Origin of the sequence: Sphingomonas elodea ATCC 31461 (genome assembly GCF_000226955.1) — a bacterium.
Lineage (GTDB): Bacteria > Pseudomonadota > Alphaproteobacteria > Sphingomonadales > Sphingomonadaceae > Sphingomonas > Sphingomonas elodea.
The window spans coordinates 18,410-38,246 of the sequence record NZ_AGFU01000015.1 but is presented as its reverse complement, the minus strand read 5'-3'; the positions used below and the strand labels follow the sequence as shown (position 1 = coordinate 38,246).

Sequence of the window (19,837 nt, the reverse complement as noted above, 5' to 3'; positions counted from 1 at the left end):
TTGCATGAAGGCGTTGGCCATTAGGTCCGTCTCTGGGCGGCATTTTGCGCGCAGTCTCGTCGGGGTCACTCAAGTGGGTTCACGGGATCCTCGACGGCAATTCGTTTCGACGGGGGAGGCTGTGTCCGCGTCTTGGCTGAAGAACGCGCGGCGTGTCAGCCTCTGCATTACCACCATTCTATCGGTTGGCCTCGGCGCGCCGGCTTTGGCGCAATCTTCTCCGCACCCGAATCTGGATGAAAACGGTGTTGATCTCACGACAGGCCAGTTCTCCCTCCGGATACCCATCGCAGTGCTTGGATCAGGACAAGCGAAACTTCCCCTGATCGCTCATGACGGCCAAATCGATAACTGGTCGCAGATAAGCCTCTATCAAACCCAGGGAGCAGGCGGCACAACCAACTATGTCGTGAATCTCGGCCTGTCATTCGACAACTTCTACAACTCGAACCTGACCTCCGCGCGTGGGACTGGGGCGACGTTGAATTTCGTGGGCAACACTATCATTTACAGGACGCTGGATGGCACGGAAATCGTGTTCGCAAATCCTGTAGGTGGATATGGTGGCCTTTCCAATATCTGCGACGACAGCAATCGCTATAACTGCACGCTGCTGCCGACGTCGATATCAGGCAAGACTGATATGACGGTAACGCTGGACTGGAACATTTACGAGAACTGCGATCAGGCTCCAATCGATAGCGGACCGAATTGTACGTTTTCATGGCGGCTTGGTGGGGTCAGTAACTCGGCTGGCTACGCGATTTCTTGGAACTATGCTGGCAACAACGGGCCTGTTCCCGATTGGTTCAGGAAGATCAGCGCGACCCTGCAAAGCGGATCCTCCACCGTCGGCACCGTAACGTACGGCAACCCAGCGGTAGGGGTCTACACGATCACAACGCCAGGTGGGAAAACGTGGCAGATCACCGGTTCGCAGCTGTCAATTACGGCCGTACGCCGTCCGGGCGCTTCCAGCAACACAACGACGATCACGCGTTCCGGCGGAAACGTTACATCGGTGACCCGAGACGGTATTACCACCAACTACAGTCGCACGGTTGCCGGCTCGACTGCGACGATGGTCGTAACGGATGCCCTGGGTCGCCAAACAACCGTCGTTTCTGACCTGAACAAATATCGACCGACATCGGTAACCAACGCTTTGAGCAAAACGACATCCTATCAGTGGGACGGGCTGAGCAGGCCACAGGAAGTTACTTTCCCTGAAGGGAACAAGGTCCTGTACAGCTACGACTCTCGCGGCAATGTCACTGAAACAAGAATGCGGGCCAAGCCGGGCTCCGGTATGCCCGACATCGTGCAGAGTGCAACATTCCCGGCGACTTGCGACAGCCCATCGTGCAACAGCCCCGCGACGACCACGGATGCCAGGGGCAGTGTCACAAACTATGAATATGATCCGGCAACCGGCCTAATCGCCAGGGTTAAGCCACCCCAGCCTGCAGGTGCGTCGGCACGGCCAGAGGTCCGGTACAGCTACACCACCAACAGCGCTGGCGTCTCGCTTTTGACGGGTGTCTCGACCTGCAGCACTGGCGCGGCCGAGCAGTGCGTCAACAGCGCCAACGAGACAAGACAAACAATCAGCTATGACAGCGCGCTCAACGTGACGAGCGTGACTGTCGCGGCTGGTGACGGGAGCGTCGCAAGTAGCACGACCACGAGTTATGATGCGATCGGCAATGCCATGTCGGTCGATGGCCCCCTACCAGGTTCGGTCGACGTAACTCGCTACCGTTACGATGCAGATCGCCGGGTACTGGGTGTGGTGTACCCTGATCCCGATGGCGCGGGGCCGCTCGTCCGAGCGGCAAAGAAGTTGAATTACGACGGTTTTGGGCGGCTTGAATGGGCGGCCGAAGGGACGGTTACGGATGATTCCGATGCGTCTTGGAACGGCTTCGCCGAGGCCAGCCGAAGCACGAACAGTTACAATGCCGCTGATCGCGTCATCAGGGCGACCGTTGCCGCCGCCGGCACCACCTACACGGTTGCAGACTATCTCTATGACGGTGTTGGCAACCAGACCTGTACCATCCAATACATGAACCCCGCCAACTGGGGGCCGCAGGCAGGCAGCTGCTCCCCGTACCAGACCGGTGGGCCAAATGGGCCGGATCGCGTGACGCAAACCGCCTATGATGGACTCAACCGGGCGACGAAGGTCACGCGCGGGGTCGGCACCGCAGAGGTCGCTGACGATTTCCAGCAGGGTTATAGCGACAACGGGCGCGTCCTCTGGGTGAAGGACGGAAACGGTAACACCACCACCTATGGGTACGATGGCCACGATCGCCAGGCAACGACAAGCTTCGTAGACGGCAGCTATGAACAGCTCACGTACGATGCGGCGGGGAACGTGACCGCGCGCCGGCGTCGGGATGGCCAATCGATCGGGTACGCGTATGACAGCCTCAACCGCCTAACGTACAAAGATCGCCCGAACAATGTCTATTGGGAAACCGATCAGTCCTATGGATATGACCTTCTTGGACGCATGACGTCAGCAACCGATTCGAACGGTCGGACGCTTTCCTTCACCTATGACGCGCTCGGCCGCCGTCGTAATCAGACGGATAACTGGTATGGTTTCGGGAACGCGAGTTCCGAGTATGACGCAGCAAGTCGCCGCACGAGGCTGACCTGGGGCGATGGTTTCTTCGTGACGTACGAGTACAACAATCTTGCCGCAATCACCGTCATTAGAGAGAATGGGGGATTTGTGCTGGCGAGCTTCGGCTATGACAGTCTCGGGCGCCGCACGAGCCTCACGCGCGGCAATGGAACCAGCACGACCTACAGCTACGACCCGGTCTCACGTCTCACCTCCATGGGGATCGATCTCGCCGGCAGCGCCTACGATCAGTCGGTCGGACTAACTTATAACTCGGTAGGGCAGATCGTGAGCCGAACGGCACAGAACGACGCCTATGCATGGAACGGAGCCGTCAACGTAGATCGGGGATATGCCGTAAACGGTCTCAATCAGTATACGAGCGCGGGAGGGGTCGGATTTGGATACGATGCGCGCGGCAACCTGAACAACTCAGGCGGTCAGACATATGCGTACACGTTGGATAATCAGCTCGCCACCGGTCCCAGCGCGTACATGGCGTACGATCCGCTCGGACGCTTGTTCAACGTCAGCGGCGGGCCGGTGAACACCACTTTCACCTATGATGGCACGGACATGCTGGCGGAGACCAACCAGGCGACTGGCGCGTTGCTGCGGCGCTATGTGTTTGGCCCAGGCACGGACGAGCCGCTCATCTGGTACGAGGGTGCTGGCACGAGTGACCGGCGCTGGTTGCACACGGACGAGCGCGGCAGCGTCGTTGCGGCTACCGATGGCAACGGCAATCCCATCTTCGTTAACCGCTATGACGAGTACGGCATCCCCGGATCAGGCAATCAGGGCCGATTTCAATACACCGGGCAGAAGTGGATCCCGGAACTAGGCATGTACGACTACAAAGCCCGGATTTACTCGCCGGGTCTTGGCCGCTTCATGCAAACAGATCCAATAGGTTACTCGGATGGATTAAACTGGTATAACTATGTCGGTGGAGATCCTATTAACAAAATAGACCCTCTTGGCCTCGAGGACGACGAAATCGTTGTAACTGGCAAGAAGTGGGAACCCAAGGTCGACCCGCTCAGAGGCTTAGGAACCTTATTTCATGAGTCTCCGTTTATTAGCCTTCTGCATGGCCAGCCAGCGCCGAGCGAGGTTGGAGGAAACAGTGACGGGCCGCAAAATCTCGAAACAAGATGCTATGCCAAGGCTACCGATAAACTGTCTGGACCTCCCTTGCCGTTCGAAGTGGACCCTGCCCAGGCGCTTGCCGCGTCCGCTGCGGCGTATCTGAAGCACGCACCAAATTCCGCAAAGAGCGCCTTCGGTGGCGATATCAACTCGCCGGTCGCCGTACTGGCAGCCGTTCAGGGTGTGACCGAAGGCAGCATTGCCGTGCCTGCGAGTGCTGGCGGCCGGGCAGGTCGGTCAATTCGAGTTACGGGGGCGACCGGAATGGTCGTAGGGACCGACATGATATCTGGCCTAAAAACACAGTATATTACTGCGATTTACACCATTACGGGTAGAAAGACAGCAACTGGTAGGAATGAGGCACTTCTTGTAACCGCATATCCGGGATGCCCTCGATGAGACAGTTTTATATCGAGATACTACCGCCGCTCCCCGTTGCTAAAATATTGGATCTTCATGAAGATAGCACACTCGATGTGACCCAATTTGATTTGCAAAATACGAGCTATGTGTGCAATTTTGTATTCGGTGATGTAATTATAAGCTATGGGCAATCAACTCTGTATCAAATATATATTGATATTTGTGACGAATTTGACAAGATTTATTCAGGGGAGAGTCACGATCTAGAGTTTTCTTTCTATCCTATGGCGAGAATTTTAATCGACAAAGATCAGGTTTCTGTTGTAAACGTGAATGGAGAGCTCCTGGCGGCATTTCATAATGAACTGGCTCTCTTCTCTCGAGAGCAGATGCTGACTTCAATTAAGGAAATGAAGCGCCACATAGAATCATTCGTTTTAGGCGCTGGGGTAGAAATTTAACGCCGCAAAGTGGTTGCCCTTCTAGTGGATTCTTAGCACCTGCGGCAGTTGTCGGAGAAGCAGCAACGGCTACCGCTGGAACAACTGTACTAAGCGTTCTTGCAGCGCTCGGGTCTGCATTACTGCTAAGTGGCGACACGCCTCAACCAAGCATCGATATCTATAGAGTTGTTGGCAACGTCGAATATGCGGGAATCAGGTCAACGAACACATTTCAGCTACTACCGGGTGGAGGAGAAACGAAGCAGTTCTGGCTCTCTGCCGCTGATGCTCGTTGGTACGCTAATTCGGTTATTGCGTCTGGTTGGGAAGGTACTGTATCGATAGTGTCTACTAGAATTACTGCCAACACACTAGCAGGTGGTGAAAAGTTCTCGGACGTCGGTCATGCGGCTGTGGCATTCCGAGCTGGCCCTCTTCAGAGTGTAAACAATGATGCAGCTCGGTCTGGTATTCGGACGCTTATGAGGTGTAGGTAATGGCAGCGCTAGAGTTTCAGGCGACCATTGAAGTGGTTTCGGATTCAAAAATCATCCTAGGAAAATCGCCTTGGGCACCAAATATTTTACTAGATGGAACATTTTATCCAGGCCGGATATTGAGGTGTGATGTTTGCTTGGGGGCGGGGGAGAGGGGTTCCATTACACTTGGCATCCTCTATGATAAGGTTGAGCCCCAATTAAGTGAGGGAACTGCGGTCGAATTACGCGATGGTCCCACAATTATTGTCGCGCGTGGAAAAATAATGTAGTATGGGCAGCCGTAGCCCCGACCTGCGCCCCATCGCGCAGGCCGAGGGCCTCGGCGAGCTTGGCGCGGCTGTCGGTGTAGAGGGCGGCATGGGACCGCGCGCGGCTGATGGCAACATAGGCCGCGCGGGTGTCCACGGTGTTGGTGCGGAAGGACTCCAGATGCGCCATCACCCGCTCAGCGGTGGCGCCCTGCGCGGCGTGGATGGTCTGCACCCACCCGGGACGGATGTGGCGATCGGCGAGCTTCTCCATGTCGAGCTGCTGGCGCTGCCCGTCCTGGTGTCGCTCGACCAGCATGGTGCCGCCCGCCACATCGAGCGCGACCACGGTGGCGCCATGGCCGTTGAGGCGCTTGGCGGCATAGTTGTTGCGGGTGAACTGGACCCGGTCTCCGGTGCGGAACTCCTGGGCCACCTCGACGAGCGCCTCGGCCTGGTCGCCGCCTGCCACTGCCGGCAACCAGGTGAGCGGCTTGCCCTTGGGGCCGAGCAGCCGCACGGTGCCCGCGTCGGCGTCGGCGTCGGCGTTGGCGTCGACGCTATCGACGCGGTAGCCGATGCCGGGGCGCGGTTGACCCTTGCCGGCACCTTTGCGGAAGGTAACGATCTGCCCGGGTTGATAGCTGCCGGCGTTGCGCTTCGGCGCGACTCAGCCCCACCGGCTCCAGCACGGATGTGACCATCGCCTCCTCGCGCAGCGTGCCGTCGCGAACCAGCGCGAGCCGGATCGATTCCGTCAGCCGCTGCCGCCCCTCGCGGGTGGGATCCAGGACCAGCGTGGCGGCGCGTTCCTCGGGCGAGAGCTTGACGAAATCCCGCGCGATCGGGGCATGGCGGATATCGTCTTCGGCATGCTCGACGATGGCACCGCCGCCGGCATCGAGCGCCTCGAACGCGGCGGCGGCATCGCCCGCCAGCATCGCCTCAACCGCCTTGCGGGTGTGCAGGTTGGACTGGCGCACGATTTCGTCGAGCACAGCGGTCTCCATGCCGGCTTCGCGGAGCTGCCCGAAGGCGCGGCCCGCCTCGACGCTGCCGAGCTGCTGGACATCGCCGACGAGGATCAGCCTGGCCTGCACGTCGCGGGCACGCGCGATCAGCCGCTGCGTATCGCGCGCCGACACTATGGAAGCCTCGTCGACGATCCAGACCTCGCTGTCCGGTTCGCAGGGCTCGCTCCCCCGGACAAGCATCCTGGCAACGGTCTCCGACTCGACCCCGATGGCATCGCCCAGAACCTTGGCGGCATTCCCGTTGGTGGCGAGCGCGCGCACGGTCAGCCCCTGCCTGCGCGCGGTGTCGGCGACGGCCTTGAGGACGGTGGTGGTCTTGGCGGTGCCGGCATGGCCCTGGAGGCCGGTGCGGCGGAAGTGGACTGGAGCAGCTTGAGGGTCGCCGCCTTCTGCCCCTCGGTCCAGCCATGGGTCGATGGCACGGCCCTGGTTGCGCCCTTCGGCCTCCATCGTCGCATCGCCGGCAGGCCTAAACGGGATTAGGTACATCTGCAGGCGCGCCGCGCATCAGCGCCAACTCCCGGTAAATGGTCGACCGCCCGAGCCCAAGCTGCTTCGCCGCTTGTGCAGGCCGAACACCAGCTTCGATCAGTTTGAGCGCAGATGCACGCGTTTCCGCATCAAGTGGCGGTCGTCCCGGCACCTTTCCACGCGCGCGGGCAGCGGCGATGCCGTCCTGCGTTCGCTCCACGATCAGGCGCCGCTCGAAATGTGCAATCGCGCCGAAGACGTGGAAGACGAGTTCGCCCGCCGCCGACCCGGTATCAAGCCCCTCCTCCAGCGACCGGAACGCCAGCCCTCGGGATTTGAAGAGCTCGATCGTTTCGAGCAATTCCTTGAGCGAGCGGCCGAGGCGGTCCAGCCGGACCACGCAGATCGTGTCGCCGGGGCGGCTGAAGTCGAGCATCTCTGCAAGCCCGGGCCGATCGAAGCGCTTGCCCGAGATGGTGTCCTCGAACACCTTGATCGCCCCGCCCTCGCCCAGGAGGCGCCGGCGCTGGACTTCCAGATCCTGATCGCGGGTCGACACCCGGGCATAGCCGAGCACGTCGGGCATTCATTTCCTCCGTCCATAATCCGTTCGGTTTATGGACGGAGGGGCGCCGAACCGCAAATCATGTGTTTTGGTGTCCATAAATACAGTCCACAAACTCTGGCCGTCTAAAAATCTCGAGATACCGTTTATGGACGCTTTCCGGGTCTCGGCCGTACGTCAGATCACGGAATCGTTCGGAGACGCGCGGTGCCGGGCGCAGCGTTCCGCGCGACGGCGGCAGTTAGGGTGTCATTTCGCCCCGAGCCGGAACCGACCCGCGAACGGCCGCTCCCCTTCGCGGCAACTCGCGCCCGCCATTTCGGGCCACGAGGTCGTGCGCGCTCGACATGGAGACGTTCGGTGAGTTCCAGCTATATCCCCCTCTACCAGTGGATCGACGGCCAGAAGCTGTCGGGCGACGGTCGCGCGACCAGCGACATCCTGAACCCCTTTGACGGCAGCGTGCTCGGCGCGATGCCGCACGCGACGGCGGCGGACCTGCAGGCCGCGCTCGAATCCTCGCAGCGCGCGTTCCAGCAGTGGCGCAAGGTGCCGGCCTGGGAGCGTTCGGAGATCATCCTCAACGCGACCGCGCTGATCAAGGAGCGGATCGAGCAGTTCGCGATGATGCTGACCCTCGAAGTCGGCAAGCCGCTGGCGGAAGCGCAGATGGAAATGAACCTGACCGTCCAGTCGATGGTCTGGGCCGGCGAGGAGGCCAAGCGCATCTATGGCCGTACGGTCGAATCGCGCCTGCCCAACGGCCGCGCCATCATCGCGCGCGAGCCGGTCGGCCCGGTCGCGGCGTTCGCGCCGTGGAACGTGCCGGCGCTGCTGACCGGCCGCAAGATCGCCGCGGCGCTGGCCGCCGGCTGCTCGATGATCATCAAGCCGTCCGAGGAAACCCCCGCGACCTGCCTGATGATCGCGGAAGCCTTTGCCGATGCGGGCCTGCCGGCCGGCGTGCTGAACGTCGTGCTGGGCGATCCGGCGATGATCTCGACCACGCTGATCTCCTCGCCGATCATCCGCAAGGTCTCGTTCACCGGTCCGGAGCCGGTCGGCAAGCAGCTCGCCGCGCTGGCCGCCCAGAACGTGACGCCGGTGACGATGGAACTGGGCGGCCACGCCCCAGTGATCGTCTGCGACGATGCCGATATCGATACCGTCGTCGCCTTCTCGGTGCCGAACAAGTATTTTGCCGCCGGCGCCAGCTGCATCGGGCCGACCCGCTTCTACGTGCAGGACTCGGTCTATGACGCGTTCGTCGAGAAGTTCACCGCCGCCGCCGGCGCGATCAAGGTCGGCAGCGGCCTCGATCCCGAAACCAACATGGGCCCGCTCGCCAACGAGCGCCGGCTGCATGCGATGGAGCGGCTGATCGGCGACGCGGTGGCCAATGGCGGCAAGATCACCACCGGCGGCAAGCGCATCGGCGATGCGGGCTATCTGTGGGAGCCGACGGTGCTGGTCGACGTGCCGGAAACCGCGAAGATCATGAACGACGAGCCGTTCGGCCCGGTCGCCATCATCTCGCGCTTCTCCACGGTCGAGGAAGCGATCGAGAAGGCCAACCGCCTGCCGTACGGCCTGGCCTCCTATGCCTTCACCGCCTCGCTGTCGCGTGCCAACCAGCTCGCCGACAGCCTCGAAAGCGGCATGGTGGGCATCAACACCTATTATTTCGGCATGCCGGAAGCGCCGTTCGGCGGCGTCAAGCAGAGCGGCTATGGCAGCGAGAACGGCACCGAGGGTATCGACGCCTATCTGGTGACCAAGTTCGCCAATTTCGGCTGATACCCCGAACCATCGGGTCCCAAGGGCGGCGCGCATCGTAGGATGCGCGCCGTTTTTGTTGCGGGGTGGTCGGTCAGGCGGCCGACCATCCCCCGTCGGAGGCGAGGATCGCGCCGGTGACGTTGCCGCTCGCCGGCCCGGCCAGCCACAGCACCGCCTCGGCGATCTGCTCCGCCGTGGCGATGCCGCTGGTCGAGGCCTTGAGCAGGTCGGGCAGGCGCTCGGCCGCGAGGCTGGACTTGAAGTCCGGCCGCAGCCCGGTTTCCACCGGGCCCGGTGCGACCGCGTTTACCCGGATGCCCTTGGTCGCATAGAGGAAGGCGGTGTTGCGGGTGAGGCCGACCAGGCCGTGCTTGGAGGCGGTATAGGCCGCGCCGGCGCAGCCGCCCTTCAGCCCCGCCTCGGACGCGACATTGACGATCGTGCCGCGCCCGGCCTCCAGCATGCCGGGCAGGACCGCCCGCATCAGCCGCTGCGGCGCGGTCAGGTTGACGGCGAGCACCCGGTCCCAGGTCTCGTCGTCGACCTCATGGGCGGCGAGGAAGCCGTCCATGATGCCCGCGACGTTGATTAGCACGTCGACCCGACCGCCGGCCCGCGCCAGGATCTGCGCCGGTGCCACCGGATCGGTGATGTCGGTGACGAGGGCGTGAATCTCCGAACCGCCCAGGCGCTCCACCGCGGCCAGCCGGGCCTCGGCGGTGTCGACGGCGACGACGATCGCCCCGGCCCAGGCGAGTGCGAGCGCCGTGGCCCTGCCGATGCCGGAGCCGGCGCCGGTCACGACCGCCCGGCGGCGATGGAAATCATGCTGCATCATTGCGCTCCGTTCGGTGCCGATCGCGCCTTGCATTCCGGCGTGTTCACCGGCTCCCACCGCATCGCTTCCACGCTGCCGTGGCGCGGCACGTAGCGGATCATCATGTTCACCCCGTTGCGCTGGATCGGGATGGCGACCACCCGGTCGAGATCGGTGAAGGCCGGCTCCAGATCGGCATTGCCGGCCAGCACGTCGCCAACCTGCAGTCCCGCCTTTTCGGCGTTGGAGCCGGGCAGGACGGTTTCGATGACGTTGGTGCCCTTCTTCTTGCGATAGTTGAGATCGAACACCCCGATCCGAAGCGCGCGGCCCTGCACGCACGGGCCGAAGGCGCCGGGGGCGGGCAGGATCGTTCCACCGGCGAGCATCGCGTCGAAGGCCGACGCCGCCTCGGGTCCGGCCTCGGCCTCGACCAGCGCGCGCCAGGCCTTGGGCCCATAGGGCTTGCCCGCCTTGCGCAGCGCCGCGAACGCCTTGAACAGGTCGAGCAGCGTGGTCTTGCCTCCGCTATGGCTGCGTACCCGCGCATCGAGGTCGGCGAAGTACAGCGCGCCGCGATCATAGGGGATCGTCCAGGCATCGGGGGCAGACCACATCTTGTTCGGAATGTCCGCATTGCGAATGTTGCGCAGCGCATTCCCGTAATATTCCATGCCATATTGGTTGATCAGCGTGGCATATTCCGCGGCCGTCATCAGCCCGTGTTCGAAGGGGAGGGTGGCGGCGTAGTAATTCGCCGACCCCTCGGTGAACCACAGCGTGTCCTCGCCGTCTTCCTCCGCCATGCGCGGCTGCCAGACATGGACGATCTCGTGCGCCATCAGCGCTTTCTTGTCGAACATCGCATCGGCTTCGGTGTGCCGGGGCATCAGGTAGAGCAGGATGCCGTCGCCATTGGCGCGGCCGCTGTCCGGGCGGCCGCCGTCATAGCTGCGGTAGAAGGCGCGGAAGCTGTGCCCCTTTGCCCCGCCAAAGGCCTGGCGCACGATGTCGTACTCCTGTGCCGACCAGCGGAACAGCGCCTGCAGGTCGATATCGGTCTGGCCGAGCCCGGCGGCGTTGAAGCCCTGCGCGCCATCGGGGCCGGGAAAGCGCCGCAGCCTGCCCGCGACATAAAAGGCATCGAGAATATCGGCGATGTCCCGCGTCGCGGTGAAGTCGCCGTCGCCGAAGCTGCTCGATGCCGAGAAGGTCTTGGGCAGGTTCCAGTGCGCCTGAAGGGTGATCGTGCCCTTCCAGGCCGGCAGCAGCAGAAAGCCGTCGCCGCTGGTCGTGATGCCGTTTCCGGCCGCCTCATCTCGCGGTGCGGCCCGCGTCCCTTCGGCGGTATCGCCATCGCCACCGGCACGCGGTACTGCACGGTGACCGCGCCCACCGGTGCACGATCGCTCACATAGTGGCGCATCCCCGCGGCATCGTCGGTCGTGCTGTGCAGCGCCAGCACGCCGCGGCGATCGCGGACGACCAGGGCCTGCACGTCGTCGGTAGACCGACCTGGGGAGGGCACCAGCAGGTCCCATTGCAAGTCGAGCGGCTTGCCCGGGGTCAGCCCCTGGGCGACGTAGCGGATCTCGACGCCGTCCGCCTTTCCGGACGGGGCGACATGCGGCGTAAAGGTCGCATCGATCCGCGGCGAGGCGGGGGCGGCAGCGCGCGTGGGCAGGGCGGTACCGACCAGCAGCGAGGCAGTGAAACAGACGGTCGCAGTTCGCAAAGGCGAGGAAATCATGAAGGAGGGTTCCCGAAGAAGCTGCGGCGGAAAATGATGCGAAAGCGTAATGGCTCGGTTCGACAGCATTGCGGCAGGCCGGTCGGTGCGCGTTGTGACCAAGGCCCGCCGCATGGCCGCACGCGCTAGCCAGAGGATCTGCCCAGGCGCAGGAACGAGATCAGCAACAGGCATGCGGTGAGCGCCGCAATGGCACTGACCATCTCGTCGTGCAGCACGGCGCGCACGGTGCTGTCGAGTGCGAGGAAGAAGGCGACCGCGACGAGTGCCAGAAGCACGCGGCGGGCGCCGGTCTGGGTCACTGGTCGGATGCCGGCGCGAAGCCTGCCAGCCCCTTCAGATACTGCATGCGCAGCGTCAGCGGGCGGCCGGCCGCGTCCACGTTGATCAGCGTCTCGACCAGCTGCGGCCGGTGGCGGCCGAGACGGGTGGTGCCGGGCAGGGCGAGGCCGTCCTTGCCGACGCTGAACTTCGGGGTGCCGTCGCGGTCATGGGTGACGAGCAGCGCATAGCGGCCGGCCGAGGGGGCTGCGAGGCAGACCGTCACCGGGCCGGTGGCGGGCGGCGTGATCCACAGCCGGCGCAGCGCGCTGGGATGCTCCTGCGAGCGGGTGTCGCCCTTCAGGAAGCCGTCGTCGGTGGGGGCGAACAGCTCGACCAGCAGCCGGCCGGTGCGGTCCTTCAGACCGACGATCTCGCCGCGGACGGCATTGGGGTTGCTCGGCCCGCAGCCATCGGCCTGGGCGAGGGCGGCGGGCGAAACGAGCAGGCCGGCAAGGGCGGTAAGCCCAAGGAGGGTGCGATGCATGCGAAAATCCTTATATCGAGGGAGAAGGCGCAAGGGCGTAAGGCCCCGTGCCGGGAACGGGGTTCAGAACTTGTAGCGCAGGCCGACCGTGCCGGAGACGGCGTTGAGCTGCGGTTCGTAGGTGGTGCCGACACCGGCGGCCTGGCCGTCGAACGCCAGCTTGCCGGTACGCGAATAGCGCCCGCCGACCTCGACCGTCATCTTGTCGTTCATCCGGATGCCGAGCCCGGCATCGGCGTGCCAGGTCATGCCCCAGTCCTTGCCCGAATAGCCGCTGCCGATGCGGGTCGCGGTGTTGACGCGGGACAGGTTGGCGTCGACGCGGGACACGCCGATGCCGCCGCCGACATAGGGCTGGAAGGTGCGGCTGAGCGGGATGTCGACATAGGCGTTCACCGTCGCGGTGAACATCTTGGCGCGGCCGTTGGCGCTGAAGCCGCCGTCCTGCGCCTTGTCCCGGTCGAGCTTGAGGTTGGTATAGCCGATCGTCTGCTCGACGCGGACCATGCCGAAGTCGTAGCCGGCGCCGATCTCGCCGGTGATGCCGGTCTTGTACTTGGTCGTCTCGTCGATCGTCACGGTGGGCAGGCCGTTGCGATCCAGCTTCTGATCGGGCTGGATGACACCGCCGACGCGGGCTACGGCATAGATGCCCTTGTCCTTGGCGTCCTGCGCCTCTGCCGGGTGGATGGCCAGCAGGCCGAAGCCGGCGAGCAGGATGGCGGGGAGGGTACGCGACATGCTGTTTTCCTTGTTGGGCCGGCGGAAGCGCGCCGGCTGCGGCCCTGGCTCTAGCCGCGGGGCATCAAGGGAAATTGCGCGAGCGATCGAGAAACGATCGAGACGGGCTTCACCGTTTCTCGACACGGCCGTGCCATAAGAGCGCCGAGAGGCTGGAAATGAGCGACCGAATTCTGATTGTCGAAGACGAACGCGAGATTGCCGAGATACTCGCACTCTATGTTGAAAACGGCGGCTTCACCGTCGCCCGCGCGACCACCTTCCAGGAGGCGCTGCGCCAGCACGGCCAGTTCCAGCCCGATCTGGTGCTGCTCGACATCGGCCTGCCCGGCGGCGATGGGCTCGACGTGCTCACCGCGATGCGCCGCAAGGTCGACACGCCGGTGATCATGGTGACCGCGGTGGACGACGAGGTGACCAAATTGTCCTCGTTGCGGATCGGTGCCGACGATTATGTGGTGAAGCCGTTCAACCCTTCCGAAGTCGTCGAGCGGATCCGCGCGGTGCTGCGGCGCGCGCGTGGGGCCTCGGCGCGGCGGGTGCTGACGCTGGGCGCGCTCGAGATCGATCTCGATGCCCGCAGCGGGACGGTCGTTGACGGCGACGTCCGAAACCGTCTGCAGTTGACCCCCAGCGAATTCGGCATCCTCGCGCACATGGCCCGGCATCCGCGCCGCGCCTTTTCGCGCGCGGAGCTGCTCGACGCCGTCTCGCCCGACAGCGACGCCTATGACCGGGTGGTCGACAGCCATGTCTCCAACCTGCGCCAGAAGCTCGCCGCCTCGGGCTGTGCCGACATGATCGAGCCGGTTCGCGGCGTGGGATACCGGCTGTGGCTCGACTGCTGAACAGCATCGTCGCGCGGATGCTGATGCTCGCGGGCATCATGACCACGATCACCATGGCGGTGGGGCTGATCGGCTATTTCGGCGCGGCCTATTTCCAGCTGCACGTGATGATGAAGCACATGCCGCCCGAAGCGCGGGCGGAACTGCTCGATCTCGTCGCCCATGGGCTCAAGGGCAGTTCGCGCTATTTCGCGCTGTTCGAACGCTATGGCGGGGAACCGCTGGACCTCGGCGATTTCGGCTTCGTGCTCAGCATCGGGGTAATCTCGATCGTCAGCGGCGGTGCGGTGGCGGTGCTGCTCGCCCGCCGCATCAGCCGGCCGATCATCGCCGTTGCCGAGGCTGCCGCGGGCGTGGCGGCGGGCGATCGCGCGATCCGGGTCGAGCAGGGCGGCGTTTCGGGCGAAGTCGGTCAGCTGATCGAGAGCTTCAACCGCATGGCCTCCGATATCGACGCCTATGAACGCGAGCGAACGATCTTCACCGCCGGGGTCACCCATGAGTTGCGGACCCCGCTCACCATCCTGAAGGCCCGGCTGCACGGCATCGCCGACCAGATGATTCCCGCCACCCCGTCCGAGGCGCAGCGGCTGCTGCGGCAGGTCGAGCATCTCGGCCGCATCGTCGAGGACCTCAAGACGCTCGCCCATGCCGATGCCGGCGAGCTGGCGCTGGACCGGCGCGTGCTCGCGGTGGACGATGTGCTGCGTGCCTGCGTCGCCGACCTGCGCGGCGGCGAGGAGGCGGCGGGCATCCGGTTCGACGAACATTATGCCGGGGGGCGGGTCTCCGGCGACCCCGTTCGGCTCAGCCAGATCGTCCTCAACCTGCTTACCAACGCCGTGAAGCACAGCCCGCCCGGCGGCACGATCCGCGTCATCAGCGCGGTGACCGGCACCAACGTGACGATCGAGGTTGCGGACGAGGGCCCCGGCTTTGCCGAGCAGGACGTCCGCCAGATGTTCATCCCCTTCTGGCGCTCGCGGGCCGACCGCCTGGAAGGCAAGCCGGGCAGCGGGCTGGGGCTGACGCTGACCGCCAAGCTGGTCGAAGCGCACCGGGGCAGCATCTTCGCCCAGAACCGGACCGACCGCAGTGGCGCGGTGTTCAGGATCGTCCTCCCGCAAGGGGGTGCGTCGCGCGAAGCCACGCCGTCGCGCGCGGCCTAGGCGCTGTTTTCCAGCGTTCGAAGCTGCGCACGCAGCGCGTTGACGAATACCGAAAACGCGGCAGAAGGCTGGCGCTTGCTGGTGTAATAGAGATGATATCCCGGGAAGGGCGGACACCAGTCCTCCAGCACGCATTGCAACGTGCCGGCCGCGAGATCCCCGGCGACCTCGTCCTCCATCACGAAGGCGAGGCCAAGGCCCGCGAGCGCCGCGCGGCGGATGAGATCGCTCGTGTTGAGCGTGAGCTGCCCCTCGACCCGCACCCGGAGTTCGTGTCCGTCCTTCTCCAGTTCCCAGGCATAGAGGCCGCCCGACCCCAGCATGCGGCGGTTGATGCAGCGATGCTGGGCGAGATCCTGCGGGGTCTGCGGCGTGCCGGCCCGCGCGAGATAGGCGGGCGACGCGACCACCACCATGCGAAGCTCCGGACTGATCCGGACCGCGATCATGTCCTTGGCCAGCGCCTCGCCCAGACGGACACCCGCATCGAATCGCTCGGCGACGATGTCGGCAAAGGCGCCGTCGACGCTGATCTCGACATGGACCTCCGGATAGTCGGGCAGCAGCCGGGCAATCACCGGCCAGAGCACGGTCCGCGCGGCATGATCGCCTGCGGTGATGCGAATGGTGCCGGAGGGCCGATCGCGAAGTTCGCTGATGGCCGCCAGCTGGTCGCCGATCGCGCCCAGTGCCGGCCGCAAGGTTGCCAGCAGCCGCTCGCCCGCTTCCGTGGGGGCCACGCTGCGCGTCGTTCGGGTCAGCAGCCTCACGCCGAGGCGCGTTTCCAGCCGTCGGACCGTGTGGCTGAGCGCGGACTGGGAGGTGCCCAGCTTCGCGGCTGCCCTGGTGAAATTCTGTTCCTCGGCGACCGCCATGAACGCGCTCAGATCGACTAGTTCTTCGCGTCTCATGGTGCCGGCTTAATCGCATTCCTGCCGGACGTCGATTCGATCACATACGGGATAGCCTGTCCTGTATCCCCGGGGGGCGGTCGCATCTTTTCGATTGCGACGAGGCGCTGATATCGGCGCTGCACGTCTTTTGTCGGCGCATATGTTCAGGTGCGACACGCACCGAAGCGACGAGCATCACAAAGCCAAGTCTATATGCGGCATTCAGGGACAAGCTGTCCCTCTTTTGCCAAGACCGACGTTCTGAACGAACGCGAGAGGTTGCGCTTCGTCCATTGCGCGCTCGACCATTTGGCGGCCCGCGCAAAGGGGGCCGAAGCCGCCCAGGCGCGACGGGATGTAGCAGGGGAGATCGTTCGCGCTTGGCATATTGCGGAGGGGGCCCGGCACGGCGTCAGGGTCGCCCGCCGGGGCGGGGACTCTGACGCCGTGCCGGCCGCTCGCGGGTGCGGGCGGTCAGCGCACCGCGTCGGGCAGATAGTAGCTGGTGTGCGGCGGCTGGTTGTACGACGTGTTCTGCCAGGCCACGCCCTCGCGATAGGTGCGATCGTGCATCAGCGTCGTCAGCTTGTGCGTCGTGGGATAGGGCGTGGCGAAGATTCGCAGCTTGGTGCTGTCGGCGCTGGGCAGGATCACCTCCTCGCGCCAGTCGCCGAGGATGTCGGCCTGCAGGCTGGGCGTGGCCTTGGTCGAGTTGTTCGACTTGGAATCGGCCGCGGTCATCAGCACCCGGAGCGTCTGGCTGTTCCAGTCCCATTTGGTGATCGTGACGTTGTCGAGCAGCTCGCGCAGCGTGTCGCCGTCCCAGTAGATCGCGAAGTTGGTCGGGCCCGGCTTCACCGTGGCCGAGATGATCTGCCCGGTGGCGGTGCGGAGCTGGCTGCGCGACGACCAGTTCTCGCTGCCGCGGTAGCGCGGGTCGATGTCGGCGGCGAGGCCACGACCATTGTCCGAGCTTGCGGTCGCCGACCACAGGACCGCGCCGGTCCGCGCGTCGAGCATCGCCGTGCCGATCCCGCCGTTCGAGCCGGGCGATTCATGGACGCCGAACTTCTCCAGCCCCGGCCGGTCGGGATCGAGGTCGCCGACATGCATGGCGTCGCCATGCCCCAGCTTTTGCCCGGTAGACGAGCGCGCCGACCAGAGCGTGGTGCCGTTGTCGTCCAGGGCGAGCGAGCCGTAGATGATTTCGTCCCGCCCGTCGCCGTCCACATCGGCGATGCTCAGATTATGGTTGCCTTGGCCGGTAGTGGGGTTGGTCGAGCTGGTGACGCCGCTGTCGAACAGCCAGCGCTGGGTCAGCTGGCCGTTGCGGAAGTCCCAGGCTGCAATCGCGGTGCGGGTGTAATAGCCGCGCGCCATGATGATGCTGGGGCGCTGCCCGTCGAGATAGGCGGTGGCAGCGAGGAAGCGATCGACGCGGTTGCCGTAATTGTCGCCCCAGATGGCATTGAGCTGGGCAGGGGTGGGGTTCTGCGTGTCCGGATGCCGCCCGACCACATAGTTCACGGTGGACAAAGCCCGGCCGGTCGTCCCCTGGAAGACGGTCAGGAACTCCGGGCCGGCCAGCACATAGCCGGCGGCGTTGCGCCAATCGGCGCTGGCGTTGCCGATCACGCGACCCTGGCCGTCGACCGTGCCGTCGGCGGTCTTCGCCACCACCTCGGCGCGGCCGTCCCCGTCATAATCGAACACCTGGAACTGTGTGTAGTGCGCGCCGGCGCGGATGTTGCGCCCCAGATTGATCCGCCAGAGCCGTTGCCCGGTCAGCGTATAGGCGTCGAGGAACACCGGCCCCGTCAGTCCGCTCTGGCTGTTGTCCTTGGCGTTGGTCGGCTCCCATTTGAGCACGATCTCGTACTTCCCGTCGCCGTCGAGGTCGCCGACGCTCGCATCGTTCGCCTCGTAGCTGTAGCTGCTCGAGGTGCCATTGGGACCGGTCACCACGCCGTCGGCAGGCTTGTCGAGCGGGATGACCCCGGCACCGTTCGCCCATACCGAGGCGGAAAAGGCGCGATCCTGTTCGATGCCGTTGGTGATGACCTTGATCGCATAGACATCGCTCGCCCCGCCGCCGGTGTCGACGAAGTTGGTCGGCCCGGTGAGCGGCTGGGCGTTGATCTTCTGCCCGTTGCGATAGAGGTTGAATGCGGTCGATGCGCCGTCGCTGGCCAGCAGCCGCCAGCTGACCAGGACGCCGCCGTCGATCGACGGGACGGCGACGACGCCGCGGTCCAGTCGCTCGATCTGCTGCGCGGCGGCGGGTAGTGCGGGCAGCATCGCGGCGAGCGCCGCCACCGAGATGCCGCAGATGCTCCACGTCGAACACTTCATGGCACGCTTCTCCTAGGCTTGGCGGATCCGTTCTCCGCCGTTGGTCTGAAGGGGGGGGCTCAGGCGATGCTGTGCGCACCGGTTGCCCGGCGCCGGCGCAGGGCGCCGCCGGCTGCACCGAAGCCGAGGGTCAGCACCCCCCAGGCGGCGGGCTCCGGCACGGCGGTGAAGGTGATGGCGCCATTGAAGGCGCGGTCGGGCGTCACGCCGCCAAAGGCGTCGGCGCCGTAGCCGACCCGCAGCGTCAGCGGGCCACTCGTCTGTTGCGGTGCGCCGGAGGGGAGCAGGCTGTTCGTGTAGCGGATCGAGAAGGCGCCGCCGTCGGTGATGTAGAAGCCGTGGGTGCCGCCCGATAGCGCGAGATCGGCAATGTCGAGCAGGGTCGGGGCGCCTTCGCCTGCCGTGGTCAGCGCATTGAAACTGTCGATCAGGGTCCAGGCGGCAGGATCCGCCAGCGCGCCAGCGACGCCGCCGGCGTGATAATAGATGCGGTAGTCGAAGGTGCCGAACTGCGCGTTGATGTCGAACGCATGCAGCCTGAAGCTGGAGGTGCTCGAGAGATCGAACAGGATCCCGTCATTGCCGTTACCGCCGGCATAGCCAGCGGACAGCGTCTGCGCAGCGGCCGGCGCCGATAGCAGCAGCATCGTGCCCGCGAGGATCGACAAAGCTCTGGTCATCCATTCTCTCCCTGTTGAAGTCGTCGTACGATCCGGTTCACGAGGCAGCGCCCGGCAGTTGGCCGAGCCGTGCCGCTTCCTGCTCTTCCGGCGTTGCGGGTTCGGGCACGGCCGCGCGTGCCGCACTCGCGCCGGCGGTCAGTTCCGCGCCGCTGCGCTCGCCGGAGGGTGGTTGTGGTTCTGGGCGGAGGCCGCGCAGACCGGCGGGTACGGGCTCGCCCGAGCCGCCGAGCCGCTGGGGAAGGTCGATCCGCAGGCGCGCCGTCCCGTCGGCGAGGACGACATGGCCGCGCGCGATGCCCGCCAGGACGATGCTGCCCCGGATCGCCTCGCCGCGCCGGTACCAGCGGGGGCGCTCGCCATGCGCGGCGATAAGGGCGCCAGGATTGCCGATCCCGTGCAGCTCGAACATCGCCAGCGAGGCTACGGGCGCAAGCGCGGGCGGCATGGCCGTGGCAGCACCGCCGTGCGGCATGATCCGCACCGTGCCGCCGGGGCTCTGGCTATCCGAAAAACGGCTGTGCATGGTCCAGAGCGCCGCGCCCGCAAGGACCAACGCGGCGCATGCCCCTAGGCGCCGCCG

17 protein-coding genes are annotated in these 19,837 nt (G+C 64.8%); 5 read left to right on the top strand and 12 right to left on the bottom strand.

Annotation, left to right across the window (positions count from 1 at the left end):
- Positions 1–4 precede the first annotated feature (4 nt).
- Positions 5–4,192, top strand: coding sequence for an RHS repeat domain-containing protein (locus KK7_RS21790; protein ID WP_083836038.1), 4,188 nt, complete (start codon positions 5–7; stop codon positions 4,190–4,192).
- A complete protein-coding gene (locus KK7_RS22465) occupies positions 4,189–4,617 on the top strand; it encodes a hypothetical protein (RefSeq protein ID WP_138983911.1) in 429 nt (142 codons plus the stop codon). The genes KK7_RS21790 and KK7_RS22465 overlap by 4 nt, the downstream gene beginning before the upstream one ends.
- Before the next feature lie 722 nt (positions 4,618–5,339).
- On the opposite strand, the gene KK7_RS21480 is transcribed toward KK7_RS22465, so the two are convergent.
- The 3 genes from KK7_RS21480 to KK7_RS0105240 are packed head-to-tail and all read right to left on the bottom strand — an operon-like array spanning position 5,340 to position 7,438.
- Positions 5,340–5,867 (bottom strand): hypothetical protein, encoded by a 528-nt coding sequence (locus KK7_RS21480; RefSeq protein ID WP_029622857.1) that lies wholly within the window; start codon positions 5,865–5,867, stop codon positions 5,340–5,342.
- A 40-nt stretch (positions 5,868–5,907) separates the two neighbouring features.
- The gene (locus KK7_RS21475) at positions 5,908–6,831 is read right to left on the bottom strand and encodes an AAA family ATPase (RefSeq protein WP_029622855.1); all 924 of its coding nucleotides are present in this window, start codon (positions 6,829–6,831) and stop codon (positions 5,908–5,910) included.
- Positions 6,832–6,850: 19 nt separating this feature from the next.
- Complete coding sequence (locus KK7_RS0105240; protein WP_010543588.1) at positions 6,851–7,438, bottom strand: recombinase family protein; 588 nt, start codon at positions 7,436–7,438, stop codon at positions 6,851–6,853.
- Between the two features lie 339 nt (positions 7,439–7,777).
- Between KK7_RS0105240 and KK7_RS0105235 the strand changes: the two genes are divergently transcribed.
- Positions 7,778–9,214, top strand: coding sequence for an NAD-dependent succinate-semialdehyde dehydrogenase (locus KK7_RS0105235; RefSeq protein WP_010543587.1), 1,437 nt, complete (start codon positions 7,778–7,780; stop codon positions 9,212–9,214).
- Positions 9,215–9,287: 73 nt separating this feature from the next.
- On the opposite strand, the gene KK7_RS0105230 is transcribed toward KK7_RS0105235, so the two are convergent.
- The 5 genes from KK7_RS0105230 to KK7_RS0105210 all read right to left on the bottom strand — a co-directional run bounded on the left by KK7_RS0105230 (position 9,288) and on the right by KK7_RS0105210 (position 13,312).
- Complete coding sequence (locus KK7_RS0105230) at positions 9,288–10,034, bottom strand: SDR family NAD(P)-dependent oxidoreductase (protein WP_029622853.1); 747 nt, start codon at positions 10,032–10,034, stop codon at positions 9,288–9,290.
- Positions 10,031–11,554: a M61 metallopeptidase family protein gene (locus KK7_RS0105225; protein ID WP_010543585.1), complete on the bottom strand. Its 1,524-nt coding sequence runs from the start codon at positions 11,552–11,554 to the stop codon at positions 10,031–10,033. The genes KK7_RS0105230 and KK7_RS0105225 overlap by 4 nt, the downstream gene beginning before the upstream one ends.
- A gap of 334 nt (positions 11,555–11,888) precedes the next feature.
- Positions 11,889–12,065 carry a hypothetical protein gene (locus KK7_RS22820; RefSeq protein ID WP_157999979.1) on the bottom strand — a complete coding sequence of 59 codons (177 nt, stop codon included), beginning with the start codon at positions 12,063–12,065 and terminating at the stop codon, positions 11,889–11,891.
- Positions 12,062–12,571, bottom strand: coding sequence for a DUF2141 domain-containing protein (locus KK7_RS0105215; protein ID WP_010543584.1), 510 nt, complete (start codon positions 12,569–12,571; stop codon positions 12,062–12,064). The genes KK7_RS22820 and KK7_RS0105215 overlap by 4 nt, the downstream gene beginning before the upstream one ends.
- A 63-nt stretch (positions 12,572–12,634) precedes the next feature.
- Positions 12,635–13,312 carry an outer membrane protein gene (locus KK7_RS0105210; protein WP_010543583.1) on the bottom strand — a complete coding sequence of 226 codons (678 nt, stop codon included), beginning with the start codon at positions 13,310–13,312 and terminating at the stop codon, positions 12,635–12,637.
- Between the two features lie 158 nt (positions 13,313–13,470).
- On the opposite strand from KK7_RS0105210, the gene KK7_RS0105205 reads away from it, so the two are divergent.
- Positions 13,471–14,160: a response regulator gene (locus KK7_RS0105205; RefSeq protein WP_010543582.1), complete on the top strand. Its 690-nt coding sequence runs from the start codon at positions 13,471–13,473 to the stop codon at positions 14,158–14,160.
- Positions 14,145–15,329: a sensor histidine kinase gene (locus KK7_RS20115; RefSeq protein WP_010543581.1), complete on the top strand. Its 1,185-nt coding sequence runs from the start codon at positions 14,145–14,147 to the stop codon at positions 15,327–15,329. The genes KK7_RS0105205 and KK7_RS20115 overlap by 16 nt, the downstream gene beginning before the upstream one ends.
- Here the strand turns inward: KK7_RS20115 and KK7_RS0105195 are convergent.
- The 4 genes from KK7_RS0105195 to KK7_RS0105180 all read right to left on the bottom strand — a co-directional run bounded on the left by KK7_RS0105195 (position 15,326) and on the right by KK7_RS0105180 (position 19,780).
- On the bottom strand, positions 15,326–16,240 hold the full coding sequence (locus KK7_RS0105195; protein WP_029622851.1) for a LysR family transcriptional regulator: 915 nt from the start codon (positions 16,238–16,240) through the stop codon (positions 15,326–15,328). The genes KK7_RS20115 and KK7_RS0105195 overlap by 4 nt on opposite strands.
- A gap of 456 nt (positions 16,241–16,696) precedes the next feature.
- Entirely contained in the window at positions 16,697–18,574 is a 1,878-nt protein-coding gene (locus KK7_RS0105190) for a rhamnogalacturonan lyase (RefSeq protein WP_010543579.1), read from the bottom strand.
- 59 nt (positions 18,575–18,633) lie between these two features.
- Positions 18,634–19,254, bottom strand: a complete 621-nt coding sequence (locus KK7_RS0105185; RefSeq protein ID WP_029622847.1) for a PEP-CTERM sorting domain-containing protein — start codon at positions 19,252–19,254, stop codon at positions 18,634–18,636.
- Positions 19,255–19,291: 37 nt separating this feature from the next.
- Positions 19,292–19,780 carry a hypothetical protein gene (locus tag KK7_RS0105180; protein ID WP_237709142.1) on the bottom strand — a complete coding sequence of 163 codons (489 nt, stop codon included), beginning with the start codon at positions 19,778–19,780 and terminating at the stop codon, positions 19,292–19,294.
- Positions 19,781–19,837: the final 57 nt, after the last annotated feature.

Coding starts and splice junctions, on each gene's coding strand:
- KK7_RS0105190 (WP_010543579.1), bottom strand. CDS start 18,574: ATGAAGTGTTCGACGTGGAGCATCTGCGGCATCTCGGTGGCGGCGCTC.
- KK7_RS0105195 (WP_029622851.1), bottom strand. CDS start 16,240: ATGAGACGCGAAGAACTAGTCGATCTGAGCGCGTTCATGGCGGTCGCC.
- KK7_RS0105185 (WP_029622847.1), bottom strand. CDS start 19,254: ATGACCAGAGCTTTGTCGATCCTCGCGGGCACGATGCTGCTGCTATCG.
- KK7_RS0105230 (WP_029622853.1), bottom strand. CDS start 10,034: ATGATGCAGCATGATTTCCATCGCCGCCGGGCGGTCGTGACCGGCGCC.
- KK7_RS21790 (WP_083836038.1), top strand. CDS start 5: ATGAAGGCGTTGGCCATTAGGTCCGTCTCTGGGCGGCATTTTGCGCGC.
- KK7_RS0105215 (WP_010543584.1), bottom strand. CDS start 12,571: ATGCATCGCACCCTCCTTGGGCTTACCGCCCTTGCCGGCCTGCTCGTT.
- KK7_RS0105180 (WP_237709142.1), bottom strand. CDS start 19,780: ATGCACAGCCGTTTTTCGGATAGCCAGAGCCCCGGCGGCACGGTGCGG.
- KK7_RS0105240 (WP_010543588.1), bottom strand. CDS start 7,438: ATGCCCGACGTGCTCGGCTATGCCCGGGTGTCGACCCGCGATCAGGAT.
- KK7_RS0105205 (WP_010543582.1), top strand. CDS start 13,471: ATGAGCGACCGAATTCTGATTGTCGAAGACGAACGCGAGATTGCCGAG.
- KK7_RS22465 (WP_138983911.1), top strand. CDS start 4,189: ATGAGACAGTTTTATATCGAGATACTACCGCCGCTCCCCGTTGCTAAA.
- KK7_RS0105210 (WP_010543583.1), bottom strand. CDS start 13,312: ATGTCGCGTACCCTCCCCGCCATCCTGCTCGCCGGCTTCGGCCTGCTG.
- KK7_RS21475 (WP_029622855.1), bottom strand. CDS start 6,831: ATGGAGGCCGAAGGGCGCAACCAGGGCCGTGCCATCGACCCATGGCTG.
- KK7_RS0105225 (WP_010543585.1), bottom strand. CDS start 11,554: ATGGGACCTGCTGGTGCCCTCCCCAGGTCGGTCTACCGACGACGTGCA.